The organism is Burkholderia pseudomultivorans, assembly GCF_902499075.1.
Lineage (GTDB): Bacteria > Pseudomonadota > Gammaproteobacteria > Burkholderiales > Burkholderiaceae > Burkholderia > Burkholderia pseudomultivorans.
Genome location: NZ_CABVPP010000015.1, coordinates 20,359 through 46,949 on the forward strand (window position 1 = coordinate 20,359; position 26,591 = coordinate 46,949).

Consider the following 26,591-nt stretch of genomic DNA (forward strand, 5'->3'; position numbering starts at 1 on the left):
CGGGTGGATCGGCTAGAATGCCCGTTCGAGATTTTTTACCCGTGCGCGTCATGCGAACCGCCAGCCACGGCCGCATCCGGCGCCCTTTCGCGGCAGCCCGCGCACGTCCAGCGTGAACCCCCTTTCCCCATCCACTACTTCAATCTGTTCAACATGAGCCAAGTCAAGCGTCTTACCGACCTGATCGCCGCCGGCCAGCTCGCCGGCAAGCGGGTGTTCATCCGCGCCGACCTGAACGTCCCGCAGGACGATCACGGCAACATCACCGAGGACACGCGCGTGCGCGCGTCCGTGCCGGCCATCAAGGCGGCGCTCGATGCCGGCGCGGCCGTGATGGTCACGTCGCATCTCGGCCGTCCGACCGAAGGCGAGTTCAAGCCGGAAGACTCGCTCGCGCCAGTCGCCAAGCGCCTGTCGGAACTGCTCGGCCGCGATGTGCCGCTGATTGCGAACTGGGTCGAGAACGGCGTGAACGTCGCGCCGGGCCAGGTCGTGCTGCTCGAGAACTGCCGCGTGAACAAGGGCGAGAAGAAGAACTCGGACGAGCTCGCGCAGAAGATGGCGAAGCTCTGCGACGTGTACGTGAATGACGCGTTCGGCACCGCGCACCGCGCGGAAGCGACCACCCACGGGATCGCGAAGTACGCGCCGGTCGCGTGCGCGGGCCCGCTGCTCGCGGCCGAGCTCGACGCGCTCGGCAAGGCGCTCGGCAACCCGGCGCGTCCGCTGGTGGCGATCGTCGCAGGCTCGAAGGTGTCGACCAAGCTGACGATCCTGAAGTCGCTGGCCGAGAAGGTCGACCAACTGATCGTCGGCGGCGGCATCGCGAACACGTTCATGCTCGCGGCCGGCCTGTCGATCGGCAAGTCGCTCGCGGAAGCCGATCTCGTCGCCGAGGCGAAGGCGATCATCGACGAAGCGCGCAAGCGCGGCGCGTCGGTGCCGATCCCGACCGACGTGGTCACCGCGAAGGAATTCTCGCCGACGGCCGCGGCCACGGTGAAGCAGGTCGCCGACATCGAAGCCGACGACATGATTCTCGACATCGGCCCCGACACCGCGAAGGCGCTCGCGAGCCAGCTCGAGAAGGCCGGCACGATCGTGTGGAACGGTCCGGTCGGCGTGTTCGAGTTCGACCAGTTCGGCAACGGCACGAAGACGCTCGCCGAGGCGATCGCCAAGTCGTCCGCGTTCTCGATCGCGGGCGGCGGCGACACGCTGGCGGCCATTGCGAAGTACGGCATCCACGACCAGGTCAGCTACATCTCGACGGGCGGCGGCGCCTTCCTCGAGTTCCTCGAGGGGAAGAAGCTGCCGGCGGTGGAAGTGCTGGAAACGCGGGCGGCCTGAGCGTGGCGGCGCGCGCAGGGGTGACGAAGGCCGCGCGCTCCGCGAAAGCGGAGCCGGCGGCCGGCGCGGGCAAGCGCAAACGCGCACCCGCGCGGGCGAACACCGCCCCGCGCGCACCGGCGGCTGCCGGCGACGCGGCCGTGCCACACCACGAGATTCAGAACAAAGCGATGCCGGGCGCAAGCACCGGCACGCCCCCCGGAGCGGCCGCCGCTGGGCCTGCCGCGTCCGGCTCTCGCAGCGTTTCACCCAGCGCACCCACCTTGATCCAGATGAGGAGTTTCATGCAGCGCGCCACCAAGATAGTCGCCACGATCGGCCCGGCTTCCAGTTCGCCGGAGATTCTGCTGCAGATGATGCAGGCGGGCCTCGACGTCGTGCGTCTCAATTTTTCTCACGGCACGGCCGATGATCACCGCCAGCGCGCCGAGATGGTGCGCGAGGCCGCCCGCAAGGTCGGCCGCGAGATCGCGATCATGGCCGACCTCCAGGGGCCGAAGATTCGCGTCGGCAAGTTCGAGAACGGCAAGACCACGCTGACGCCGGGCCAGCCGTTCATCCTCGACGCGGGCTGCGAGCTGGGCAACGACGATCGCGTCGGCCTCGACTACAAGGAACTGCCGCGCGACCTGAAGCCGGGCGACCTGCTGCTGCTGAACGACGGCCTGATCGTGCTGACCGTCGAGCGCGTGCTCGGCGACGAGATCCACACGATCGTCAAGGTCGGCGGCGAGCTGTCGAACAACAAGGGCATCAACCGCCAGGGCGGCGGGCTGTCGGCGCCCGCGCTGACCGCGAAGGACATGGAGGACATCCGCACTGCGATGTCGCTCGGCGCGGATCTGGTCGCGGTGTCGTTCCCGAAGAACGCGACCGACATGGAAATGGCGCGCCAGCTCGCGAACATCGCGGGCGCGCCGTACGGCATCAAGCCGAAGATGATCGCGAAGATCGAGCGCGCGGAAGCGATTCCGGCGCTGCAAAGCATCCTGGACGCGTCCGACGGCATCATGGTCGCGCGCGGCGACCTCGCGGTGGAAGTCGGCAACGCGGCCGTGCCGGCGCTGCAGAAGCGGATGATCCGGATGGCGCGCGAATCGAACAAGCTCGTGATCACCGCGACGCAGATGATGGAATCGATGATCCACGCGCCGGTGCCGACCCGCGCGGAAGTGTCGGACGTCGCGAACGCGGTGCTCGACGGCACCGACGCGGTGATGCTGTCGGCCGAGACGGCCGCCGGCAAGTACCCGGTCGTCACGATCGAGACGATGGCGGCCGTGTGCGTCGAGGCGGAAAAATCGGAGCAGGTCGAGCTGGACAAGGATTTCCTCGACCGTACGTTCACGCGGATCGACCAGTCGATCGCGATGGGCGCGCTGTTTACCGCGTACCACCTCGGCGCGAAGGCGATCGTCGCGCTGACCGAATCGGGCGCGACCGCGCTGTGGATGTCGCGCCACTACACGCACGTGCCGATCTTCGCGCTGACGCCGCGCGTCGGCAGCGAGCGCACGATGGCGCTGTACCGCAACGTGACGCCGCTGCACGTCGACTTCAACAGCGACCGCGACTCGGCGCTGCAGGCGGCGCTCGAGATCGTCGTCAAGCAGGGCTACGTGCAGCACGGCGACATGGTCGTGCTGACGGTCGGCGAGCCGATGGGGCAGGCGGGCGGCACCAACACGCTGAAGATCGTGCGCGTCGGCGAGCACTATTGAGCGCCGGCCGGGCATTTGCCCGGCCCGGAGCGTCGGCCCGACTCGATCGGGCACCGTTTTTCGACGAAAGCCGCGCGGGGTGCGACGCCCCGCGCGGCTTTTTTTCTTCTTTTTGCCCGGATTGTGCCGTGCGAACGTAACAAATTGCGAGCGAGCGCCGCCGGGCGGTCGGATTCCGGGGCGCTTCGCGATAAAATGCGGCTATTCGACGCTCAGCCGCGCCGCCCGCCCGAATTTGCCGGGCCGAGCCGCGCCGGCGTCAGGGCGCACCGGTTTTCATTCCAAGGAGTTCCACAATGCCTCTCGTATCAATGCGTCAATTGCTGGACCACGCGGCAGAGCACGGTTACGGCTTGCCGGCCTTCAACGTGAACAACCTGGAGCAGGTCCAGGCGATCATGGCGGCGGCGGACCAGGTCGGCGCGCCCGTGATCATGCAGGCATCGGCCGGCGCGCGGAAGTATGCGGGCGAGCCGTTCCTGCGCCACCTGATCGAAGCGGCGGTCGAGTCGTATCCGCACATCCCGGTCGTGATGCACCAGGATCACGGCCAGTCGCCGGCGGTCTGCATGGCCGCGATCCGCAGCGGCTTCACGAGCGTGATGATGGACGGTTCGCTGGAAGCCGACGGCAAGACGGTCGCCTCGTACGAATACAACGTCGACGTGTCGCGCAAGGTCGTCGAGATGGCGCACTCGATCGGCGTGACGGTCGAGGCCGAACTCGGCGTGCTCGGCTCGCTCGAGACGATGAAGGGCGACAAGGAAGACGGCCACGGCGCGGAAGGCACGATGACGCGCGAGCAGCTGCTGACCGATCCGGAGCAGGCCGCCGACTTCGTGAAGCTCACGCAGTGCGACGCGCTCGCGATCGCGATCGGTACGTCGCACGGCGCGTACAAGTTCACCAAGAAGCCGACCGGCGACATCCTGTCGATCCAGCGCATCAAGGAAATCCACGCGCGCATTCCGAACACGCACCTCGTGATGCACGGTTCGTCGTCGGTGCCGCAGGAACTGCTGGCCGAGATCCGCGAATTCGGCGGCGACATGAAGGAAACCTACGGCGTGCCGGTCGAGGAAATCCAGGAAGGCATCAAGCACGGCGTGCGCAAGATCAACATCGACACCGACCTGCGTCTGGCGATCACCGGCGCGATCCGCCGCTACATGTTCGAGAACCCGGGCAAGTTCGATCCGCGCGACTACCTGAAGCCCGCGCGCGAAGCGGCGAAGAAGGTTTGCGTCGACCGCTACCTCGCGTTCGGCTGCGAAGGCCAGGCCGCCAAGATCAAGCCGGTTGCGCTCGACAAGATCGCCGAGCAGTACAAGTCCGGCGCGCTCGCGCAGGTCGTGCGCTGAGACTGTAGTACGATTGCCGCGCCGCAAGGCAAAGGCAGGGCCGCCCGGCCGGGTATGATCCGGCCGCGGGCGGCCGCCCCGTCCGGCCAGCACGAGGGCCGGCCGGCAACCCGCCGGGCGTCGCCGCCCGGCCGGTTCGCCGACGTATCGCAAGGCCGCCGTTCCCGCCTGCCGCGGGGAACGGCGTTTCCCTTTTTGTTTGGCTTCTTATCTGCGAAAAGACGATGTCTACCCTCTACGAATCCACGCTCCGCTCGCTGCCGCTCCTCGGTCGCGGCAAGGTCCGCGACAATTACGCGGTCGGCAACGACAAGCTCCTGATCGTCACGACCGACCGCCTGTCGGCATTCGACGTGATCATGGGCGAGCCGATTCCGAACAAGGGCCGCGTGCTGAACCAGATGGCGAACTTCTGGTTCGACAAGCTCGCGCACATCGTGCCGAACCACCTGACGGGCGACGCGCCGGAAGCGGTCGTCGCGGCCGACGAGGTCGAGCAGGTCAAGGGCCGCGGCGTGGTCGTCAAGCGCCTCGAGCCGATCATGATCGAAGCGGTCGTGCGCGGCTACCTGGCCGGCAGCGGCTGGAAGGAATACCAGGCGAGCGGCTCGGTGTGCGGCGTGAAGCTGCCCGAAGGCCTGCAGAACGCGCAGAAGCTGCCCGAGCCGATCTTCACGCCGGCCGCGAAGGCCGAGATGGGCGAGCACGACGAGAACATCACGTTCGAGGAAACCGAGCGCCGCATCGGCACCGAGCTGGCCGCGACGATCCGCGACATCTCGATCAAGCTGTACAAGGAAGCGGCCGACTACGCGGCGACGCGCGGCATCATCATCGCCGACACCAAGTTCGAGTTCGGCCTCGACAACCACGGCAAGCTGTACCTGATGGACGAAGTGCTGACCGCCGATTCGTCGCGCTTCTGGCCGGCCGACCAGTATCAGGTCGGCACGAACCCGCCGTCGTTCGACAAGCAGTTCGTGCGCGACTGGCTCGAGGCGCAGCCGTGGGGCAAGACCGCGCCGGCGCCGGCGCTGCCGGCCGACGTCGTCGAGAAGACGGCCGCGAAGTACCAGGAAGCGCTCGAGCGCATCACCGGCCAGCCGCTCGCGTAAGCAAGGGACACGGAAATGAGTGAAGTCCAGACCGCCCACACGCACGGTGCGCCGCTGGTCGGCGTGCTGATGGGTTCGAGTTCCGACTGGGACGTGATGAAGCATGCGGTCGCCATCCTGCAGGAATTCGGCGTGCCGTACGAAGCGAAGGTCGTATCCGCGCACCGGATGCCCGACGAGATGTTCGACTATGCGGAGAAGGCGCGCGAGCGCGGGCTGCGCGCGATCATCGCGGGCGCCGGCGGTGCCGCGCACCTGCCCGGCATGCTCGCCGCGAAGACCACGGTGCCCGTGCTCGGCGTGCCGGTCGCCAGCAAGTACCTGAAGGGCGTGGATTCGCTGCACTCGATCGTGCAGATGCCGAAGGGCGTGCCGGTCGCGACGTTCGCGATCGGCGAGGCCGGCGCTGCGAATGCCGCATTGTTCGCGGTGTCGATCCTGTCCGGCACCTCGGCCGACTACGCGAACCGCCTCGCCGCATTCCGCGTGCGCCAGAACGAAGCCGCGCACGCGATGGTGCTGCCGCCGCTCGAATGACGGGACGGCGCCCGGCCGCGCGTTGCGGCCGGCGCCGGCGTTCCCCACTGCGGCGGGGTTTCCCGCTCCCCGCCGCGCTCGACCACTGACATGACCGCAACTCCTGATTCCGTTTCCCCGATCCTGCCCGGCGCGTGGCTGGGCATGGTCGGCGGCGGCCAGCTCGGCCGCATGTTCTGCTTTGCCGCCCAGTCGATGGGCTATCGCGTCGCCGTGCTCGATCCCGATCCGGCCAGCCCCGCCGGCGCGGTCGCCGATCGCCACCTGCGCGCCGCGTACGACGACGAAGCCGCGCTGGCCGAACTGGCCGAACTGTGCGACGCCGTGTCGACCGAGTTCGAGAACGTGCCGGCCGCGAGCCTCGATTTCCTCGCGCGCACGACCTTCGTCGCGCCGGCCGGCCGCTGCGTCGCGGTCGCGCAGGACCGGATCGCGGAGAAGCGCTTCATCGAGGCGTCGGGCGTGCCGGTCGCGCCGCACGTCGTGATCGAATCGGCGGCGGCGCTTGCCGCGCTCGACGATGCCGCGCTCGACGCGGTGCTGCCGGGGATCCTGAAGACGGCGCGCCTCGGCTACGACGGCAAGGGCCAGGTGCGCGTGGCGAGCGCGCAGCAAGTGCGCGACGCGCACGCGTCGCTCGGCGGCGTGCCGTGCGTGCTCGAAAAGCGCCTGCCGCTGAAATACGAAGTGTCGGCGCTGATCGCGCGCGGCGCGGACGGCCGCTCGGCCGCGTTCCCGCTCGCGCAGAACGTGCACCACAACGGCATTCTCGCGCTGACGGTCGTGCCGGCGCCGGCCGCCGACGCCGCGCGCGTCGAGGAAGCGCAGCGGGCGGCCGTGCGGATCGCCGATACGCTCGGCTATGTCGGCGTGCTGTGCGTCGAATTCTTCGTGCTCGAAGACGGCTCGTTCGTCGCGAACGAGATGGCGCCGCGTCCGCACAACTCCGGCCACTACACGGTCGATGCGTGCGCGACGAGCCAGTTCGAGCAGCAGGTGCGCGCGATGACGCGCATGCCGCTCGGCAACCCGCGCCAGCATTCGCCGGCCGCGATGCTGAACATCCTCGGCGACGTGTGGTTCCCGGGCGGTGAGTCGGCCGAGGCCGTCACGCCGCCGTGGGACACGGTTGCCGCGATGCCGGCCGCGCACCTGCACCTGTACGGCAAGGAAGAAGCGCGCGTCGGCCGCAAGATGGGTCACGTGAACTTCACGGCCGAGACGCGCGACGAGGCCGTCGCCGCGGCCACCGCGTGCGCGCAGCTGCTGCGCGTGCCGCTCGACTGATACCGGGACTGCCGATGTCCAACGATCTCCCGAACGCCGTGACGCCCGCGCAGATCGACGCGGCCGCCGCGCTGCTCGACGCGGGGCAGCTCGTCGCGTTCCCGACCGAAACCGTCTACGGGCTCGGCGGCGATGCGGCGAATCCCGAGGCCGTCGCACGCATCTATGCGGCGAAGGGGCGCCCCGCGAACCATCCGGTGATCGTGCATCTGCCGCCCGGCGGCGATCCGGGCTACTGGGTCGACGCACTGCCGGCCGACGCGCAGAAGCTGATCGACGCATTCTGGCCGGGCCCGCTGACGCTGATCCTGAAGCGCCATCCGCGCATTCCGGATGCGGTGAGCGGCGGGCAGGACTCGGTCGGGCTGCGCTGTCCGTCGCATCCGGTCGCGCAGGCGCTGCTGGCCGCATTCAGTGCACGGCGCGGCGGCCACGGCGGCGTCGCCGCACCGTCCGCGAACCGCTTCGGCCATGTGAGCCCGACCACTGCGCAGCATGTGCGCGACGAATTCGGCGACACGGTGCACGTGCTCGACGGCGGCGCGTCGGAAGTCGGTATCGAGTCGACGATCGTCGACTTGTCGCGCGGCTTTCCGGCGCTGCTGCGGCCCGGTCACGTGACGCCGCAGCAGATCGCCGACGTGCTCGGCCGTGCGCCGCGGCTGCCGGACGGCAGCGACGCGACTGCGCCGCGCGCGTCGGGCACGCTGAAGGCGCACTACGCGCCGCGCACGCCGCTCGCGCTGCTGCCGTTCGACGCGCTCGAAACGCTGCTCGCAGTTGCTCAGGCCGATGGCGAGCGCGTCGCGCTGGTCGCGCGCGCATCGCGCGCGGGCCGCTGGGCGCAGGCCGACGGCGTGCATTTCGTCGCGGCGCCGGAAGATCCGCAGGCCTATGCGCGCGACCTGTACGGGATGCTGCGCACGCTCGACCGCGCGCAGGTCGCGCGCATCCTCGTCGAGAAGCTGCCCGAGACCGTCGAATGGATCGCGGTCAACGACCGGCTCGGTCGTGCGGCGGCGGCGTTCGAAGCGACCGAATGAACGCATGATGCCGACGCGGCGGTCCGGTTGCCGCGTCGGCTCGCCCCGAAACGAAAAACGCCCGACCTGACCGGTCGGGCGTTTTCATTGGCGCGTATGGCCGGCGGCTTACTTGCCGACGCCCGATGCCGCGATCTTCGACTCGACGAACTGCGCGAACAGCGCGTGCAGGTGCGTGGTCGGGTGGACCGTGTCGGCGAACATGTAGGTCTGGTCCGCGTTCGCGGTCGTGTAGGTCTGCGGCGAGCAGAACAGCGACGAGCCGAACGCGCTCGCATTCGCCACGCCGTACTGGGTCGCGGCCGCGACCATCGCCTTCAGGTTGCACGCGGTATCGGTGTTCGACACGCTGAAGCCGTTCGCCTGGTAGTTGGCCGCGATGCCGTCCTGCCACGTGAAGGTGTCGAGCAGCACGTACTTGGTCGTGTCGACCTTCAGCGCGGCCAGCGTGCCGGCAAGCGTCTGGTTGAACAGCCCCGACAGTTGCGTAAACGCGGCCTGCGTGCCGCCCTCCAGCGCGAGCGGCGTGCCGCCGATGTCCGGCACGTTCGACACGAACACGTGCGCCGCGCCCGCCGCGACGATCTGCTGGACGAGCCCCGCGAGCTGCTGCGCGGCCAGGCCGATCGCCTGCGCAGCCGCGAGCTGGGCCGCCGGCGTGTTGCCCTGCGCCTGCGCGACTTGCGCCTGGTAGAAGATGTCGTTCGCGCCGCCGTTGATCAGCACGATCTGGCCGGCGTTGAAGCCGCCGTGCTGCGACAGGTATTGCTTGACCTGGTCGGCGATCGGCGTGGTGGTCGCCTGCGCGTAGTCGGCGTTCGGCACGCTCGCGTCCGCGTGGCCGATGCCCGGCTGCAGCGTCACGCGCGAGCCGCCCTGTGCGTAGCCGAGGCCGCCGGTCGCCTGCAGCGGGATGCCGAAGCCGCCCTGGTTGGCCGGCTGCAGCGTATCGCCGTAGTACTGCGCGACGTCCTGCGTCCATACCTGGCCGGGGTTCGTCGTGAAGCGGCCGCCGCCGAAGCCGAGCTTGATCTGCGAGTAGGTGCCGACGTCGGACAGGCTGTCGCCGAACGATACGATCTGCATCTTCACGCCGGAAGGCGGCGTGTTCGACGCGCTGCTGTTGTTGTCGTCGCCGCCGCCGCAGGCGGCGAGCAGCGCGAGCGCCGCGCCGGCGATGGCGACTTGCGCGGTGCGCAGTAGGCGCTGCCGGGTGCGGGGCGAGTGGTGTTGTTGTGTCTGCATCGATCGATCTCCTCGTAGATATGGCCTGATGTGTCGCATCTGCCGCGTGCCTGCTCGGGGCCGGGCTGCGCGGCGGCCGTTGGCTGAAACGGTTTATTGGTCGCGCACGGCCGCGAGCGGCGCGGTGCGCGGGTCGTGGTTACCGGCCCCGGCGATCTGCGCATGATAAGCGCTGGCCCATTCGGGCGGGCCGAAAATCGCGCGCAGCTTGTTGCGCCATCCGTCGACGCGCCATGCGTCGGCCGCCATCGACCGCCACTCGTGGAAAGTCGCGACGAGCGGGTTGTTCGAGTCGAGCCGCTCGACGATCCCGTACTGCGGCGGATCCTCGGCGGACTCGTCGACGTAGCTGCCGAACAGGCGATCCCAGATCACGAGCACGCCCGCGTAGTTGCGGTCGATGTAGCGCGGGTTGCGCGCATGATGCGCACGGTGGATCGACGGCGTGTTGAGCACGTATTCGAGCCAGCCGAGCCGGCCGATCGCCTGCGTATGCACGAAGAACTGGAACGCGAGGTTGATCAGCACGATGCCGACGATCTGCTGCGGCGGAAAGCCGAGGAACGCGAGCGGCAGCCAGAACGCCCACATCCCCGCGACGGGGTACATCAGGCTCTGGCGGAACGCGGTCGAGAAGTTCATCCGCTCGGACGAGTGGTGCACGACGTGCGCGGCCCACAGCCAGCGCACGCGATGGCTCGCGCGATGGAACACGTAGTAGAGGAAGTCCTGGCCGACGAACAGTACGGCGAACGACAGCCAGCCGTCCTGCCACGTGAACAGCCGGTAGTGTTCGTAGCAGTACCCATAGACGGGGATCACGAACAGCCACGCGAGCTTGTCGGCGCCCTGGTGCATCAGCGCGAGCGCCGCATTGCACAGCGTGTCGCGCCATGCATAGACGTGGTCCTGCGGACGCGTGCGGGCGAGGTGCCAGGCTTCCCAGCCGATGCAGAGCAGGAAGACGGGCGCCAGCGCGAGCAGAAGCAATTCGACGTCGAATCGCATGGGCGTGTCTCCTCCTTTCCCCTGCAAGCCGTGAGGCCGGGCGTACGGCCCGTTGTAGATATCGGTCAGGCCAACAGCCTACGCAATCGACGCGCGCTAGGCGAGAGGGCAGCGTAGAGGGTTCCCTCTGAGGACAGGGTTTCTACGGAAGCCGCGCGGCACGGGGCCGGGCGGTGCGGCCCTGTTTTGTGGGAGGCGGCTTGCGCGCCGCGTGCTGTGAGCCCGGGCGACGGCCGTTTCAAACCGCGCAGGCGCATTCGCGCGTGTCGGCGACACGGCGGCGGGCGGCTTGCGCCGCGCGATGCCGCGCCGGCGCTGCCGCATCGCCGCGCGTCAGTGCGCGCCCGCGTAGATCCATTCGAGCAGCGTATCGTGCGCGGCGCGCGCGGCTTCCGCATGATCGTCGTTGATGAAGCTGACGACGATGTAGCTCTGCCCGTCGGCGCCCGCGACATAGCCCGCGATCGCGCGCACGTCGCGCAGCGTGCCGGTCTTGATGTGCGCGTTGCCGAGCACGCCCGCGTTGGTCAGCCGGTTCTTCATCGTGCCGTCGATGCCGGCGATCGGCAGCGAATCGATGAACGCCTGCGCGACCGGGCTCGCGTTCGCGGCCTGCAGCAGCGCGGCGAGCGATTCCGCGCTCACGTGCTCTTCGCGCGACAGGCCCGAGCCGTTCTCGAGCACGAGATCGGGCATCGCGATGCCGCTCTTCTGCAGGAACGCACGGATCGCGCGGCTCGACTGCTCGGGCGTCGCGGGCGGCTTGCCGGCGACCGCGCCGATCGTCAGGAACAGGTTGCGCGCCATCACGTTGTTGCTGAACTTGTTGATGTCGTACACGATGCTGCCGAGCACGGGACTGTGATGTACGGCGAGCGGCCGCGCGCTGGTCGGCACCTTGCCTTCGCTGACGGGCCCGGCGATCGTGCCGCCGTCCTGCTGCCACAGCGCGAGGAAGCCGCGCGCGAAGAAGGTCGTGTGATCGAGGATCGCGAGGTTGGTCGTGTGCGCGCCGCAGCGCACCGGATAGTCGCCCGCGAACGACGCGGTCATCATCCCGTCGCCGGCCGTCAGCGTCGGCCGCGCGGCCGCGGCGGCCGCACCGCACGAGCCGTTGCCTTCGTACAGCTGATTGTCGATCGACAGGTTCGCGAGCGGCGGCAGCACGTCGATGGCCACCTTGCCGTCGTCGCCCGGCGTCACCGTGAACGATACGGCCTTGAACGCGTACAGCAGCGGATCGGGGCCGACGTTGTACGGCGCGCTCGCGTCGTCGTCGAACGACGGCAGGTCGCGCGTCGATGCCGCGAAATAGCTCTTGTCGAGCACGAGGCCGCCCGCCACGCGCTTGACGCCCGCCTTGCGCAGCTTGTCGACGAGGTCGATCAGTTCCTCGGGCACGAGCTTCGGATCGCCGGTGCCCTTGATGTACAGGTTGCCCTGCAGCGTGCCGTCGGGGTCGATCGGGCCGTCCGCATACGCGGTCGTGCGCCAGCGGAAGTCGGGGCCGAGGATCGACAGGCCCGAGAAGGTCGTGACGAGCTTCATCGTCGACGCGGGCAGCATCGGCCGGTTCGCGTTCCACGCGATCAGCGGCGTCGGGTCGCCGACGCGCTCGACCACGACGCTCATCGCCGATGCCGGCACCTTCGCGCGCTGCAGCGCGACCAGCACCGACGCCGGCAGGCCGGCCGCGCGCGCGGCCGACGACACGACCGGCGCGCGGCGCGCCTCCTTGTGGGCTTTCTTGCGGGCCTGCGCGGCGGGCGCGAATGCGAGGGCCGTGCAGGTGGCGAGGACGGCGGCCGCGCGCAGGCAGACGCGGGCGCGGGGAGCCAGTCGGGCGGGGAGGACGGAGCGGGCGGAAATCGGCATGGACGAATACGGGAAAAGCGGGGGCTCGGGCGACGCGCGTCGGCGCCGGAGCGCACATTGTAGAGACAAGTGCGGACAAGTCCCTTGCAATCCGCCTTTCCGTTGCATTGCATGCACGCATCTTCGCGTGCCGCGCACGCGATTCGCGGCGCTACAATGGTCGGCATGTTTCACTCGTCCCATGGACTTCGATTCCGATGCGGATTCTGCTAGTCGAAGACGACCGGATGATCGCCGAGGGCGTGCGCAAGGCGCTGCGCTCGGACGGCTTCGCGGTCGACTGGGTGCAGGACGGCGACGCGGCGCTCACGGCGCTCGGCGGCGAAACCTACGACCTGTTGCTGCTCGATCTCGGCCTGCCCAAGCGCGACGGCATCGACGTGCTGCGCACGCTGCGCGCGCGCGGGCTGTCGCTGCCGGTGCTGATCGTCACCGCGCGCGACGCGATCGCCGATCGCGTGAAGGGGCTCGACGCGGGCGCCGACGACTATCTCGTCAAGCCGTTCGACCTCGACGAACTGGGCGCGCGGATGCGCGCGCTGATCCGCCGCCAGGCGGGCCGCAGCGAGTCGCTGATCCGCCACGGCGCGCTGACGCTCGACCCCGCGTCGCACCAGGTGACGCTCGACGGCGCGCCGGTCGCGCTGTCCGCGCGCGAGTTCGCGCTGCTCGAGGCGCTGCTCGCGCGGCCCGGCGCGGTGCTGTCGAAGAGCCAGCTCGAGGAGAAGATGTATGGCTGGGGCGAGGAAATCGGCAGCAACACGGTCGAGGTCTACATCCACGCGTTGCGCAAGAAGCTCGGCTCCGACCTGATCCGCAACGTGCGCGGGCTCGGCTACATGGTGGTCAAGGAAAGCTGACGCGTGAGGTCGATTCGTCATCAATTGCTGATCTGGCTGCTTGCGATCGTCGTCGCGGGCGTGGGCCTCGCGGGCTGGCTGATCTACCGGCAGGCGCTCGCCGAGGCGAACGAGCTGTTCGACTACCAGCTGCAGGAAATCGCCGCGGCGCTGCCGTCCGAGCCGTTCTCGCAGGTGTTCGGCTCGCGCACCAACGGCGACGAGGGCATCGTGATCCAGATCTGGAACCGCAACGGCGTGCTGATGTACTTCTCGCATCCGCGCGCGCCGATCGCGCCGCGCGCCGAGCTCGGCTTCTCGACCGAACGCACCGATCGCGGCGAGTGGCGCGTGTACGGCGCGATCGTCGGCGACAACGTCGTGCAGCTCGCGCAGCCGCTGTCGGTGCGCAACCGGCTCGCGGCGAACGTCGCGCTGCGCACGCTATGGCCGCTGATCGTGCTGCTGCCGTTCCTCGGCGCGGCCGTGTGGGTGATCGTCGGGCGCGGGCTCGAGCCGCTCGGCCGCGTGACGCGCGCGGTCGAGACGCGCCGGCCCGAGGCGCTCGATCCGCTGCCCGACGCGCGCCTGCCGCTCGAGGTGCAGCCGCTGGTGCGTGCGCTGAACGGGCTGCTGGCCCGGCTGGCGGCCGCGCTCGACACGCAGAAGGCGTTCGTTGCCGATGCCGCGCACGAACTGCGCACGCCGCTCGCGGCCGTGCAGATTCAGGCGCAGCTCGTGGCGCGCGCGAAGGACGACGCGTCGCGTCGCGAGGCGGTCGCCGATTTGCAGGACGGCGTCACGCGCGCGACGCGCCTCGCCGAGCAGCTGCTCGCGCTCGCGCGCGCCGAACCGGACGCCGGCGCGATGCGCGAGACGGTCGACCTGCAGGCGCTGCTGGCCGAATGCGTGGCCGCGCATGCGCCGCTCGCGCAGCGGCGCGACATCGACCTCGGCTTCGAGGAAACGCGCGCGGCGAGCGTCGTCGCCGATATCGGCGCGCTGCGCGTGATGTTCGGCAACCTGCTCGACAACGCGGTGAAGTACACGCCGGACGGCGGCCGCATCGACGTGTCGCTGACGCGCGACGCGGCCGGCCGCGCATGCGTGCAGATCGGCGACAGCGGGCCGGGCATTCCGGCCGACGAGCGCGAGCGCGTGTTCGACCGTTTCTATCGCGACAGCTCCGCGCGGGCGCGCACCGACGTGTCGGGCAGCGGGCTCGGGCTCGCGATCGTCAAGCGCGTCGCCGCGCAGCAGGGCGCGACGGTGTCGCTCGGCGATGCGGCCGCCGGCGGCCTGCTGGTGAGCGTCGTGTTCCGCGACGCCGAGATGCCGGCCGAGGCGCCGCGGCAGTCCGAATCCGTCTGACGAAGCGCCGGGCGGGCCGGCGCGGCCGCTTAAGCGCCGCTTAAGGCTGATTAAGCCTCCTTTAAGTCAGTGTCGTTACGCTTCGAGCTAACAAAAGAGGAGGTCCACCGATGAACACCCGATTCCTTGCGCGCGGCGCCGTCGCGGTCGCCGTGGCGGCCGCCCTGTCCGCCGGCTATGTGGCCGGCACCCGCCGTGCCGATCCGCAGATCATCACGCCGGCGCAGGCCGCCGCGCTGATGCCGGCCGAAGCGGCCGCGAAAACCGGCATTCCCGATTTCTCCGGGCTGGTCGAAACCTACGGCCCGGCGGTCGTGAACATCAGCGCGAAGCACGTGGTGAAGCAGGTGGCGCGGCGCGTGCCGCAGCCGCAGCTGCCGATGGATCCGAGCGACCCGTTCTACCAGTTCTTCAAGCACTTCTACGGCCAGGTGCCGGGCATGGGCGGCGACGCGCAGCCGGACGACCAGCCGAGCGCGAGCCTCGGCTCGGGCTTCATCGTCAGCTCCGACGGGTACATCCTCACCAATGCGCACGTGATCGACGGCGCGAACGTCGTCACGGTCAAGCTGACCGACAAGCGCGAATACAAGGCGAAGGTGGTCGGCTCGGACAAGCAGTCCGACGTCGCGGTACTGAAGATCGATGCGAGCGGCCTGCCGACCGTGAAGATCGGCGACCCGGGCCAGAGCAAGGTCGGCCAGTGGGTCGTCGCGATCGGTTCGCCGTACGGCTTCGACAACACGGTCACCTCGGGCATCATCAGCGCGAAGTCGCGCGCGCTGCCTGACGAGAACTACACGCCGTTCATCCAGACCGACGTGCCGGTCAACCCCGGCAACTCGGGCGGCCCGCTGTTCAACCTGCAGGGCGAGGTGATCGGCATCAACTCGATGATCTACTCGCAGACGGGCGGCTTCCAGGGCCTGTCGTTCGCGATCCCGATCAACGAGGCGATCAAGGTCAAGGACGAGCTCGTGAAGACCGGCCACGTGAGCCGCGGCCGCCTCGGCGTCGCGGTGCAAGGGCTGAACCAGACGCTCGCGAGCTCGTTCGGGCTGTCGAAGCCGGACGGCGCGCTGGTCAGCTCGGTCGATCCGAACGGTCCGGCCGCGAAGGCCGGCCTGCAGCCGGGGGACGTGATCCTGGCGGTCAACGGCGCGCCGGTCGCCGACTCGACGACGCTGCCGTCGCAGATCGCGAACCTGAAGCCGGGCTCGAAGGCCGAGCTGCAGGTCTGGCGCGACAAGTCGAAGAAGTCGATCAGCGTGACGCTCGGCGCGATGAGCGACGCGAAGCTCGCGTCGAACGACGGCGGGCCGGTCGAACAGGGCCGTCTCGGCGTCGCGGTGCGGCCGCTGACGCCGCAGGAGCGCAGCGCAACCAACCTGTCGCACGGGCTGATGGTGCAGCAGGCCGGCGGCCCGGCCGCGAGCGCCGGCATCCAGCCGGGCGACGTGATCCTCGCGGTCAACGGCCGCCCGGTCACGAGCCCCGAGCAGCTGCGCGACGCGGTCAAGGGCGCAGGCAACAGTCTTGCTCTGTTGATCCAGCGTGATAATGCCCAGATCTTCGTGCCGGTCGACCTGAGCTGACCGGCCGACGCCGCGGCCCGCCCCGGGCGGTCCGCGGCGGGCGCTGCCGTCGTTCGGACATGCGCTGCAGCGCGTCCCGTATGTGTTCCGACCCCAAGGAGAGAGCCATGCAATATCTACGCAACGTGTCCCGATTTGCCGTCGCCGCGGCGTTGGCCGCCGGTCTCGCAGCCGGCGCGACCGGCGCGTACGCGCAGTCGGACGGCTTGCCCGCCGCGCGCCAGCAGGGCGATGTCAGCTTCGTGTCGGGCGGCGTCGGGCTGGACGAATCGACGGCGTTCCAGCGCAACGAGGCGAGCTGGCCGCTGGCGCTGCGCTTCACCGGCAAGGGCGGCGAGTTCCTGTCCGACGTCCACGTGCGGATCGTCGACGGCAAGGGCGCCGAACTGCTGAAAACCGATGCGCGCGGGCCGTACATGCTCGTGAAGCTGCCGCCGGGACGGTATACGGTGCATGCGTCGTATCAGGGCAACGACGAATCGCGCGCCGTCACGGTCGGCGCAAAGGGCGGCGCGAAAGCCGCATTCCAGTGGAGCGCGCAGTAGCCTGCCGTGCGCGGCCCCGGCCGGGCCGCGCAATCGGACGAAGTTTCGCCCATAATGAAAGCCACGGCGTTCGCGCCGTGGCTTTTTCGTTTCCTGCGCCCGGCTCGCGTGCCGGGCCGCCCGAAGGAGAAACGATGTCCGACGCAACCGACGCCCGCCTCGAGATCGTGCCGAACCGCCATCGCGTGCGCGTGATCCATCGCGGCATCACGTACGCCGATTCGCAGGGCGCCCTGACCGTGCGCGAAGCGGGGCTGCCGGACGTCCACTATCTGCCGCGCGGCGACGTCAACATGCGCAGGCTCGTGAAGTCGAGCATGACGACGGCCTGCCCGCTGAAGGGCACCGCTGTCCATTTCGACTTGCAGACGGAAGACGGCGTGATCGAGAACGCCGCATGGAGTTACGAGGAACCGGAGGCGGCCGCGCTGGCGCTCGCGCGCTACGTCGCTTTCGATGCCGCGCGGGTCGACAGTCTCGTCGAGACGTCCTGACGCGGATCGGGGAGGCATCATGGAGCTGAACGACACGTTGAGCGTCTCGCTGGCGCCGGCCGTCGTGCGGGACGCGTTCGACGACCTCGCGCTGCTGCGGGCGAGCTTCGACCATTGCGAGTCGTTCGCGAAGCTCGCGGACGGCGAATTCGCGTTGACGATCACGGTGCCGCTCGGCCCGCTGCGCGCGCGCTACGACGTGCGCGTGCATGTCGCGGGCGAGCAGGGCGATGCGGAGGGGCAGCCGCGCCGCGTGCTGAATTTCAAGGCGCGCGCCGACGGCCTCGGCGTGCTGCGCGGCCAGGTCGAACTGGTGCTGCGGCCGGACGGCGACGCGGACGCGACGCGCATCGACTACGTGGTGTGGGCCACCGCCAGCGGTCCGCTCGCCGAGCTGCCGGCCCGGCAGATCGAGAACGCGCTGCGCGAGTGGACCGACGATTTCTTCCGCGAATTCTGCGCGGTCGTGCAGGCGAAGCATGGTCTCGCGCCGAATCGCGCGCGCTCGGCCGCGCCACGGCGCCAGCATGTGTTTCTGCGGCCCGCGGCGCTGACGGCCGCGACCAGGCGTTCGCCGTCGCCGCACCTCGGCGGCGCGCTGGGCGGCCGTGCGGCCAGTGCGCTGCATCATCGCGAACCGGGTACGGTGCCGGTCTGGGCGTGGGCGGCGATGATCGTGTTCGTCGCGCTGCTGCTCTACGCGGCGCGCTGGTTCAACGGCGGCTGAGCAAACGGCCGCCGGCTGCATGTCTCCGGGCTGCCGGTGCAGCGGCCTTTACCGTGGCGCGTCGGGTCCGGCGCCGCGAAACTCCCTTCGATAGGCGGATGGCGACGTGCCGAGCGCGCCGGCGAAATGCTGGCGCAGCGACACGCTCGATCCGTAGCCGGCCGCCTGCGCGATCGCGTCGATCGACTGTCCGGTGGTTTCCAGCAGATGCTGCGCACGCGCGAGCCGTTCGGCCTGCAGCCATGCGGTGACGGTCGTGCCGGTCGCCTGCCGGAAGTGGCGCGTGAACGTGCGCCGGCTCATCAGCACGCGCGCGGCGAGCGAATCGACGCTGTGCGCGGCGTCGAGATGCGCGCGCACCCAGTCGAGCAGCCCCGCCAGCCGCGTGTCGCGCGGGTGCGCGGCGACCGGCTGCGGCACGTACTGCGCCTGTCCGCCCTGGCGGTGCGGCGGGATCACGAGGCGGCGCGCGATCCGGTTCGCGGCCTCCGAGCCGAAGCGGCGCCGCACGACGTGCAGGCAGCAGTCGAGCCCCGCGGCCGTGCCGGCCGACGTCGTCAGCTTGCCGTCGTCGACGTACAGCACGTCGGGATCGAGCTTCACGCGCGGAAAACGCTGTGCGAAATCGTCGGCCCACGCCCAGTGCGTCGTGGCCGGTCGGCCGTCGAGCAGCCCGGCCGCGGCCAGCACGTACGCGCCGAGGCACAGGCCGACCAGTTGCGCGCCGCGTGCGGCGGCCGCGCGAACCGCGTCGAGCAGCACCTCGGGCGGCGTTTCCGCCTCGTCGCGCCAGCTCGGCACGATCACGATGTCCGCATCGAGCAGCCCGTCGAGCGTGTACGGCGCGACGATCGTGAAGCCGCCCGTCGTCGCGAGCGGGCCGCGCTCGGCCGAGCACACGCGGAACTCGAAGACGGGCGTGTCGGCCGCGTCGCGCTCCTTGCCGAACACGACCGACGGAACCGACAGGTGGAACGGGCTGATGCCGTCGTACGCGATCACGGCGACGATGGTCGGGGCGGGCGGCGAAACCGGTGAAACGGCGGCCATGACGGGCTCCGGGAAGGGGATGGCCCGATTCTAGCGAAGAATGGAAGTCGGGCCATGACCCGGGAGGGCGGACCGGTCCGGCGCGGGCCGGATCGTCGGCCGCGCGGCCAATCGCCGGGCGCGCCGCGCGCGGCGGAGAGCGGCCGGCGGCCGGACGCTCAGTCGCCTTCCTTCAGCATGGCCGGGCTGAGGCGCAGCATGTCGAAGCAGCTGTCGACCAGCTTTTCCGCGTGCCGCTCCGCGTCGATTTCGTCGGGCAGCATCAGCATGTCGCGCACGAAGCCGCTGATCAGCGCGTGCAGCATCAGCGTCGCACGCCAGGTGTCGAGCCGGTCGGGCAGCAGCCTGAGCCGTACGGCCGCGGCGAGATCGGCGTCGATCGCGTGCAGCGCTTCGCTCATGCCCGCGCGGTTGCGCAGCAACAGCGGCTCCATGTCGGCGACGTACTCGCATTTCATGAACAGGATGCTGAACACGCGCCGCAGCTGCGAGTCGCGCTGCACGCCGAGCAGGCACCAGATCAGGATCTTGCGGACCTTGTCGAGCGGATTGCCGCCCGGCGCGTCGATCGGCATCGTCTTCAGCTCGTCGAGCGGCAGCAGCACGCGGTCGAACATCGCATCGAACAGGTCGCTCTTGTTCGCGAAATGCCAGTAGATCGCGCCGCGCGTGACGCCGGCGTGCTGTGCGATGTCCGCGAGCGACGTGTGCGACACGCCCTTCTCGAAGAACACGTGTTCGGCTGCGTCGAGAATGCGGTTGCGCGTCTCGAGTGCCTCCTCCTTGGTGCGTCTGACCATGTGCAGGCCTGAATGTGAATCGATGAGTGATAAACAGGGGCCGGGACCCCTCGTCGCGCGCGCATAGACCGGCTATGCTTGCGACTGGTAATAATTCGTAAGACTTCGCGGTTGGCACGGCGCGGACGGTCTTTTTACATACATTCGTGAATGTATATACAATACCACCCTACGATCGAATGACCCAAGTGGCAATCAGTTAATATCCCACTCTGCTGATTCCCGCCAAAGTAGCAGTTCGCAAGTTCGCGGCACTTGTCGGCACGGAGGTTTCGTGCCGCTTGCTGTATCCAGCAGTCCAGTAATTCAGGTGTTCGATCTGCGCCGCGAGGCGCATCCGTGTAGCGCTCCGGTCGGGCGCCGCACTCATTCCATTGGTTATACAAGAGGTCGCTCCATGCGCGTCGAACGGGTTCCATACCGCTTAATCACTGTCGCGACGGCCGCCGTTTTCCTGGCCGCGTGCGGGAAAAAAGAATCGGCACCGCCGCCGCAAACGCCGGAAGTCGGCGTCGTCACCGTCCAGCCGCAAGCCGTCCCGGTCTTCACCGAATTGCCGGGCCGTACCAGCGCCTTCCTCGTCGCGCAGGTGCGCGCGCGGGTCGACGGCATCGTGCTGCGCCGCGAATTCACCGAGGGCAGCGACGTCAAGGCCGGCCAGCGCCTCTACAAGATCGATCCGGCGCCGTACATCGCCGCGCTGAACAGCGCGAAGGCGACGCTCGCGAAGGCGCAGGCGAACCTGGCCACGCAGAACGCGCTGGTCGCGCGCTACAAGGTGCTGGTGGCCGCGAACGCGGTCAGCAAGCAGGACTACGACAACGCGGTGGCCGCGCAAGGGCAGGCTGCGGCGGACGTCGCGGCCGGCAAGGCGGCGGTCGACACCGCGCAGATCAACCTCGGCTACACGGACGTCGTGTCGCCGATCACCGGCCGCGTCGGCATTTCGCAGGTCACGCCGGGCGCGTACGTGCAGGCGAGCCAGGCGACGCTGATGTCGACGGTGCAGCAGCTCGATCCGGTCTACGTCGACCTGACGCAGTCGAGCCTCGACGGGCTGAAGCTGCGCCAGGACGTGCAGAGCGGCAAGCTGAAGACGAGCGGGCCGGGCGCGGCGAAGGTGTCGCTGGTCCTGGAGGACGGCAAGACCTACTCGGAGCCGGGCAAGCTGCAGTTCTCGGACGTGACGGTCGACCAGACGACGGGCTCGGTGACGATCCGCGCGGTGTTCCCGAACCCGGGCAAGGTGCTGCTGCCGGGCATGTTCGTGCGCGCGCGGATCGAGGAAGGCGTGAACGACGGCGCGTTCCTGGTGCCGCAGATCGGCGTCACGCACGACCAGAAGGGCCAGCCGGTCGCGCTGGTCGTGAACGCGAGCAACAAGGTCGAGACGCGCACGCTGAAGACGTCGGGCATGCAGGGGCAGAACTGGATCGTCGAAGGCGGCCTGCAGGCGGGCGACCGCGTGATCGTGCAGGGCGTCGACAAGGTGCGTCCGGGCGCGACCGTGAAGTCGGTGCAGGCGCAGCTCGCGCCGGCCGCGGGCGCCGCGTCCGATGCCGCTGCCACCGCCGCGCCGGCCGCTGCCGGCTCCGGCGCCGCCGCTTCGGGCGCAGCTGCATCGGGCGCCGCTCCGGCGAGCGCTGCCGCTGCGTCGAGCGCGCAATAACAGGGGGCCTGTTTCATGGCAAAGTTTTTTATCGATCGCCCGATCTTCGCGTGGGTGATCGCCATCATCCTGATGCTGGCCGGGGTTGCGGCGATCTTCACGCTGCCGATCGCGCAGTATCCGACGATCGCGCCGCCATCGATCCAGATCACCGCGAACTACCCGGGCGCTTCCGCGAAGACGGTGGAAGACACGGTGACGCAGGTGATCGAGCAGCAGATGAGCGGTCTCGACAATTTCCTGTACATGTCGTCGACGAGTGACGACTCGGGCAACGCGACGATCACGCTGACGTTCGCACCGGGCACCAATGCCGACATCGCGCAGGTGCAGGTGCAGAACAAGCTGTCGCTCGCCACGCCGATCCTGCCGCAGGTCGTGCAGCAGCTCGGCCTGTCGGTGACGAAGTCGAGCAGCAGCTTCCTGCTGGTGCTCGCCTTCAACTCCGAAGACGGCAGCATGAACAAGTACGACCTCGCGAACTACGTGGCGTCGCACGTGAAGGATCCGATCAGTCGCCTGAACGGCGTCGGTACCGTCACACTGTTCGGTTCGCAGTATGCGATGCGGATCTGGCTCGACCCGACCCGCCTGACGAACTACGGCCTCACGCCGGTGGACGTCACGACCGCGATCACGCAGCAGAACGTGCAGATCGCGGGCGGCCAGATCGGCGGCACGCCGGCCAAGCCGGGCACCGTGCTGCAGGCGACGATCACCGAATCGACGCTGCTGCAGACGCCCGAGCAGTTCGGCAACATCCTGCTGAAGGTGAACCAGGACGGCTCGCAGGTGCGCCTGAAGGACGTCGCGCAGATCGGCCTCGGCGGCGAAAACTACAACTTCGACACGAAGTACAACGGTCAGCCGACCGCGGCGCTCGGTATCCAGCTCGCGACCAACGCGAACGCGCTGGCGACCGCGAAGGCCGTGCGCGCGAAGATCGACGAGCTGACGCCGTACTTCCCGCACGGTCTCGTCGTGAAGTACCCGTACGACACGACGCCGTTCGTGAAGCTGTCGATCGAGGAAGTGGTCAAGACGCTGCTCGAAGGTATCGTGCTGGTGTTCCTCGTGATGTATCTGTTCCTGCAGAACCTGCGGGCGACGATCATCCCGACGATCGCGGTGCCGGTCGTGCTGCTCGGCACGTTCGCGATCATGTCGCTGGTGGGCTTCTCGATCAACACGCTGTCGATGTTCGGCCTCGTGCTCGCGATCGGTCTGCTGGTGGACGATGCGATCGTGGTGGTGGAGAACGTCGAGCGCGTGATGGCGGAAGAGGGCCTGTCACCGAAGGAGGCGACCCGGAAGGCGATGGGCCAGATCACCGGCGCACTCGTCGGCGTGGCGCTGGTGCTGTCGGCGGTGTTCGTGCCGGTCGCGTTCTCCGGCGGTTCGGTCGGCGCGATCTATCGTCAGTTCTCGCTGACGATCGTGTCGGCGATGGTGCTGTCGGTGCTCGTCGCGTTGATTCTGACGCCGGCGCTGTGCGCGACGATCCTCAAGCCGATCCCGCAGGGGCATCACGAAGAGAAGACGGGCTTCTTCGGCTGGTTCAACCGCACGTTCAACCGGAGCCGCGACAAGTACCACGTCGGCGTGCACCACGTGATCAAGCGCTCGGGCCGCTGGCTGATCATCTATCTGGTCGTGATCGTCGCGGTCGGGCTGCTGTTCGTGCGCCTGCCGAAGTCGTTCCTGCCCGACGAGGACCAGGGCCTGATGTTCGTGATCGTGCAGACGCCGTCGGGCTCGACGCAGGAAACGACCGCGAAGACGCTCGCGAACATTTCCGACTACCTGCTGAAGGACGAGAAGGACATCGTCGAATCCGCGTTCACGGTCAACGGCTTCAGCTTCGCGGGCCGCGGCCAGAACTCGGGTCTCGTGTTCGTGCGCCTGAAGGATTACTCGCAGCGTCAGCACGCAAACCAGAAGGTCCAGGCGCTGATCGGCCGGATGTTCGGACGCTATGCGGGCTACAAGGACGCGATCGTGATCCCGTTCAACCCGCCGTCGATTCCGGAACTCGGCACGGCCGCCGGCTTCGACTTCGAGCTGACGGACAACGCTGGCCTCGGCCACGATGCGCTGATGGCCGCGCGCAACCAGCTGCTCGGGATGGCCTCGAAGGATCCGACGCTGCAGGGCGTGCGCCCGAACGGCCTGAACGACACGCCGCAGTACAAGGTCGACATCGACCGCGAGAAGGCGAATGCGCTCGGCGTGACGGCATCGGCGATCGACCAGACGTTCTCGATCGCGTGGGCGTCGCAGTACGTGAACAACTTCCTCGACATCGACGGCCGGATCAAGAAGGTGTACGTGCAGGCCGACGCGCCGTTCCGGATGACGCCGGAGGACATGAACGTCTGGTACGTGCGCAACGGGTCGGGCGGGATGGTGCCGTTCAGCGCGTTCGCGACCGGTCACTGGACGTACGGTTCGCCGAAGCTCGAGCGTTACAACGGTATTTCGGCGATGGAAATCCAGGGCCAGGCCGCACCGGGCAAGTCGACCGGTCAGGCGATGGCCGCGATGGAAGCGCTCGCGAAGAAGCTGCCGGTCGGTATCGGCTATTCGTGGACGGGCCTGTCGTTCCAGGAAATCCAGTCCGGTTCGCAGGCGCCGATCCTGTACGCGATCTCGATCCTCGTCGTGTTCCTGTGTCTGGCGGCGCTGTATGAAAGCTGGTCGATCCCGTTCTCGGTGATCATGGTGGTGCCGCTCGGCGTGATCGGCGCACTGCTCGCGGCGACGATGCGCGGCCTCGAGAACGACGTGTTCTTCCAGGTCGGCCTGCTGACCACCGTCGGCTTGTCGGCGAAGAACGCGATTCTGATCGTCGAGTTCGCGCGCGAACTGCAGATGACGGAGAAGATGGGGCCGATCGAGGCCGCGCTGGAAGCGGCGCGCCTGCGGCTGCGTCCGATCCTGATGACGTCGCTCGCGTTCATTCTCGGCGTGATGCCGCTTGCGATCAGCAACGGTGCGGGCTCGGCGAGCCAGCACGCGATCGGCACGGGCGTGATCGGCGGGATGATCACCGCGACGTTCCTCGCGATCTTCATGATCCCGATGTTCTTCGTGAAGATCCGCGCCGTCTTCAGCGGCGAGAAGGAAGACGCCGACGAGGCGCTGCGCCTGGCTCAGGAGCACTCGCACCACGAAGAGAAGCCGGGCAACGGCGACGAAGGCAACAAGGGGCAGTGATGATGCAAAAACACGCTTTGACTGCGATCGCAGTCGCGCTCTTCGCCACGGGCTGCACGATGGCGCCGCACTACAAGCGGCCCGACGCGCCCGTGTCGCAGGCGTTCCCGTCCGGCGGCGTCTACGCGACGCAGCCGGGCGCCGCCGGCGCGCGCAGCGCGAACGGGCAGGAGGCGACGGCGATCGGCTGGCGCGAATTCTTCGTCGATCCGCGCCTGCAGCGGCTGATCGAGATCGCGCTGAAGAACAACCGCGACCTGCGCGTGTCGGTGCTGAACATCGAGGCGGCGCGCGCGCAGTATCAGATCACGCGCGCGGGCCTGTTCCCGACGCTCGACGGTACGGGCTCGGGCTCCATCCAGCGTTATCCGCAAGGTGTTTCACCGACCGGCGTGCCGTACATCGCGCGCTCCTACAACGTCGGGCTGTCCGCGTCGTGGGAACTCGACCTGTTCGGCCGCGTGCAGAGCCTGAAGGATCAGGCGCTCGCGCAATACCTGTCGACTTCCTATGCGCGCCAGGCCGCCGAAATCTCGCTCGTGTCGCAGGTGGCCGACCAGTACCTGACGCTGTTGTCGACCGACGACCTGCTGAAGGTCACCGAGGACACGCTGAAGACCGCGCAGGCGTCGTACGACCTGACCAAGCTGCAGTTCGACAACGGCACGGGCTCCGAGCTCGACCTGCGTCAGGCGCAGACGGTTGTCGAGCAGGCGCTCGCGAACCAGCAGGCGCAGGCACGTGCGCGCGCGCAGGCCGTCAACGCGCTGGTGCTGCTGATCGGCGAGCCGCTGCCGGACGACCTGCCGCCGGGCATGCCGCTCGACGCGCAGAACCTGCTGACCGACGTGCCGGCGGGCCTGCCGTCCGACCTGCTGACGCGTCGTCCGGACGTGATGCAGGCCGAGCAGACGCTGCTGGCCGCGAACGCGAACATCGGCGCGGCGCGCGCGGCGTTCTTCCCGCGCATCTCGCTGACGGGCGCGTTCGGTACGGCGAGCCCGACGCTCGGCGGGCTGTTCAAGGCCGGCACGGCGGCGTGGTCGTTCGCGCCGCAGATCACGATGCCGATCTTCGAGGGCGGGCAGAACATCGCGAACCTGAACCTCGCGAACGTGCAGAAGCGCATCGAGATCGCCAACTACGAGAAGGCGATCCAGTCGGCATTCCGCGAAGTGTCGGACGGGCTGGCCGCACGCGGCACGTACGACCAGCAGATCGCCGCGCTCGAGCGCAACGAGCACGCGCAGCAGCGACGCTTCGACCTGTCGGACCTGCGCTACAAGAACGGCGTCGACAGCTACCTGTCGGTGCTGACAGCGCAGACGGACCTGTACACCGCGCAGCAGTCGCTGATCAATGCGCGTCTCGCGCGCTGGACGAATCTCGTCGACCTGTACCGCGCGCTCGGCGGCGGCTGGATCCAGCGGGCCGGCGAAACGCCGCGCGCGCCGGACGACACGGCGGACTACGACAAGGCGGCCGCACCGGCGCCTGCGTCGGCAACGTCGACGAACGGGTAAGCACGACGAAGGGCGGGAGCGGGCAACCTCTCCCGTCTGTCCTGTCGGCCGAACCGGCTTCATGCAAAAAAACGCCACGGACGCAAGTTCGTGGCGTTTTCTTTTGTGCCGGCCGACCGGTTGCTTGCATCGGCGTCGCGCGATGCGCTCGTCCCATGCAAAACGCCACGGCAGTCCGTGGCGTTTTGCGTTGCTGCGTGCCGCTACGCGCCGCGAACCG

At 68.8% G+C, this 26,591-nt stretch carries 22 protein-coding genes; 16 read left to right on the forward strand and 6 right to left on the reverse strand.

The genetic code is table 11. The features are described from left to right. Nucleotides 1-153: 153 nt before the first annotated feature. Nucleotides 154-1,350: a phosphoglycerate kinase gene (locus BST28156_RS12885; protein WP_174902358.1), complete on the forward strand. Its 1,197-nt coding sequence runs from the start codon at nt 154-156 to the stop codon at nt 1,348-1,350. Between the two features lie 157 nt (nt 1,351-1,507). Here BST28156_RS12885 and BST28156_RS34990 read toward each other — a convergent pair whose 3' ends face one another. Then, nucleotides 1,508-1,636 carry a hypothetical protein gene (locus BST28156_RS34990; protein WP_257786278.1) on the reverse strand — a complete coding sequence of 43 codons (129 nt, stop codon included), beginning with the start codon at nt 1,634-1,636 and terminating at the stop codon, nt 1,508-1,510. Between BST28156_RS34990 and pyk the strand changes: the two genes are divergently transcribed. The 6 genes from pyk (at nt 1,635) to BST28156_RS12915 (ending at nt 8,414) form a co-directional block, all read left to right on the forward strand. Next, the gene (pyk, locus tag BST28156_RS12890) at nt 1,635-3,071 is read left to right on the forward strand and encodes a pyruvate kinase (RefSeq protein WP_009687785.1); all 1,437 of its coding nucleotides are present in this window, start codon (nt 1,635-1,637) and stop codon (nt 3,069-3,071) included. The two genes, BST28156_RS34990 and pyk, sit on opposite strands and share 2 nt — an antisense overlap. Before the next feature lie 296 nt (nt 3,072-3,367). Then, nucleotides 3,368-4,432 (forward strand): class II fructose-bisphosphate aldolase, encoded by a 1,065-nt coding sequence (gene fba / locus BST28156_RS12895; RefSeq protein ID WP_060246980.1) that lies wholly within the window; start codon nt 3,368-3,370, stop codon nt 4,430-4,432. Nucleotides 4,433-4,656: 224 nt separating this feature from the next. Further along, on the forward strand, nt 4,657-5,547 hold the full coding sequence (locus BST28156_RS12900) for a phosphoribosylaminoimidazolesuccinocarboxamide synthase (RefSeq protein ID WP_040128084.1): 891 nt from the start codon (nt 4,657-4,659) through the stop codon (nt 5,545-5,547). A gap of 15 nt (nt 5,548-5,562) precedes the next feature. Then, nucleotides 5,563-6,084, forward strand: a complete 522-nt coding sequence (purE, locus tag BST28156_RS12905) for a 5-(carboxyamino)imidazole ribonucleotide mutase (RefSeq protein ID WP_009687789.1) — start codon at nt 5,563-5,565, stop codon at nt 6,082-6,084. A 90-nt stretch (nt 6,085-6,174) separates the two neighbouring features. Further along, nucleotides 6,175-7,371, forward strand: coding sequence for a 5-(carboxyamino)imidazole ribonucleotide synthase (locus tag BST28156_RS12910; protein ID WP_174902359.1), 1,197 nt, complete (start codon nt 6,175-6,177; stop codon nt 7,369-7,371). 14 nt (nt 7,372-7,385) lie between these two features. Next, nucleotides 7,386-8,414 (forward strand): L-threonylcarbamoyladenylate synthase, encoded by a 1,029-nt coding sequence (locus tag BST28156_RS12915; protein ID WP_060246976.1) that lies wholly within the window; start codon nt 7,386-7,388, stop codon nt 8,412-8,414. A gap of 108 nt (nt 8,415-8,522) precedes the next feature. Here the strand turns inward: BST28156_RS12915 and BST28156_RS12920 are convergent, their stop codons facing one another. From BST28156_RS12920 to dacB, 3 genes are all read right to left on the reverse strand, one after another. Next, nucleotides 8,523-9,659 (reverse strand): SGNH/GDSL hydrolase family protein, encoded by a 1,137-nt coding sequence (locus tag BST28156_RS12920; protein WP_174902360.1) that lies wholly within the window; start codon nt 9,657-9,659, stop codon nt 8,523-8,525. A gap of 93 nt (nt 9,660-9,752) precedes the next feature. Next, a complete protein-coding gene (locus BST28156_RS12925) occupies nt 9,753-10,667 on the reverse strand; it encodes a sterol desaturase family protein (RefSeq protein WP_174902361.1) in 915 nt (304 codons plus the stop codon). Between the two features lie 333 nt (nt 10,668-11,000). Beyond that, entirely contained in the window at nt 11,001-12,542 is a 1,542-nt protein-coding gene (gene dacB / locus BST28156_RS12930; RefSeq protein ID WP_174902362.1) for a D-alanyl-D-alanine carboxypeptidase/D-alanyl-D-alanine endopeptidase, read from the reverse strand. Between the two features lie 197 nt (nt 12,543-12,739). Here dacB and BST28156_RS12935 point away from each other — a divergent pair, with 197 nt between their 5' ends. The 6 genes from BST28156_RS12935 (at nt 12,740) to BST28156_RS12960 (ending at nt 18,113) form a co-directional block, all read left to right on the forward strand. Further along, complete coding sequence (locus BST28156_RS12935) at nt 12,740-13,402, forward strand: response regulator (RefSeq protein ID WP_009691805.1); 663 nt, start codon at nt 12,740-12,742, stop codon at nt 13,400-13,402. A gap of 3 nt (nt 13,403-13,405) precedes the next feature. Next, nucleotides 13,406-14,752, forward strand: a complete 1,347-nt coding sequence (locus BST28156_RS12940; protein WP_174902363.1) for an ATP-binding protein — start codon at nt 13,406-13,408, stop codon at nt 14,750-14,752. Between the two features lie 110 nt (nt 14,753-14,862). Continuing rightward, nucleotides 14,863-16,347, forward strand: coding sequence for a DegQ family serine endoprotease (locus BST28156_RS12945; RefSeq protein ID WP_060246965.1), 1,485 nt, complete (start codon nt 14,863-14,865; stop codon nt 16,345-16,347). Between the two features lie 107 nt (nt 16,348-16,454). Continuing rightward, complete coding sequence (locus BST28156_RS12950; RefSeq protein ID WP_009687940.1) at nt 16,455-16,892, forward strand: carboxypeptidase regulatory-like domain-containing protein; 438 nt, start codon at nt 16,455-16,457, stop codon at nt 16,890-16,892. A 134-nt stretch (nt 16,893-17,026) separates the two neighbouring features. Beyond that, nucleotides 17,027-17,386 (forward strand): DUF427 domain-containing protein, encoded by a 360-nt coding sequence (locus BST28156_RS12955; RefSeq protein ID WP_009688207.1) that lies wholly within the window; start codon nt 17,027-17,029, stop codon nt 17,384-17,386. Between the two features lie 19 nt (nt 17,387-17,405). Beyond that, a complete protein-coding gene (locus BST28156_RS12960) occupies nt 17,406-18,113 on the forward strand; it encodes an SRPBCC family protein (protein WP_059513431.1) in 708 nt (235 codons plus the stop codon). A gap of 48 nt (nt 18,114-18,161) precedes the next feature. Here the strand turns inward: BST28156_RS12960 and BST28156_RS12965 are convergent, their stop codons facing one another. Next, a complete protein-coding gene (locus BST28156_RS12965) occupies nt 18,162-19,163 on the reverse strand; it encodes a helix-turn-helix domain-containing protein (protein WP_174902364.1) in 1,002 nt (333 codons plus the stop codon). 158 nt (nt 19,164-19,321) lie between these two features. Continuing rightward, on the reverse strand, nt 19,322-19,963 hold the full coding sequence (locus tag BST28156_RS12970; RefSeq protein ID WP_059478898.1) for a TetR family transcriptional regulator: 642 nt from the start codon (nt 19,961-19,963) through the stop codon (nt 19,322-19,324). 397 nt (nt 19,964-20,360) lie between these two features. Here BST28156_RS12970 and BST28156_RS12975 point away from each other — a divergent pair, with 397 nt between their 5' ends. From BST28156_RS12975 to BST28156_RS12985, 3 genes are read left to right on the forward strand one after another with little or no spacing between them, the layout of a single operon-like run. After that, nucleotides 20,361-21,632 (forward strand): efflux RND transporter periplasmic adaptor subunit, encoded by a 1,272-nt coding sequence (locus BST28156_RS12975; protein ID WP_060244310.1) that lies wholly within the window; start codon nt 20,361-20,363, stop codon nt 21,630-21,632. Between the two features lie 15 nt (nt 21,633-21,647). Then, nucleotides 21,648-24,848 carry an efflux RND transporter permease BpeB gene (gene bpeB, locus BST28156_RS12980; protein ID WP_174902365.1) on the forward strand — a complete coding sequence of 1,067 codons (3,201 nt, stop codon included), beginning with the start codon at nt 21,648-21,650 and terminating at the stop codon, nt 24,846-24,848. Continuing rightward, on the forward strand, nt 24,848-26,371 hold the full coding sequence (locus BST28156_RS12985) for an efflux transporter outer membrane subunit (RefSeq protein WP_174902366.1): 1,524 nt from the start codon (nt 24,848-24,850) through the stop codon (nt 26,369-26,371). The genes bpeB and BST28156_RS12985 overlap by 1 nt, the downstream gene beginning before the upstream one ends. Nucleotides 26,372-26,591: the final 220 nt, after the last annotated feature.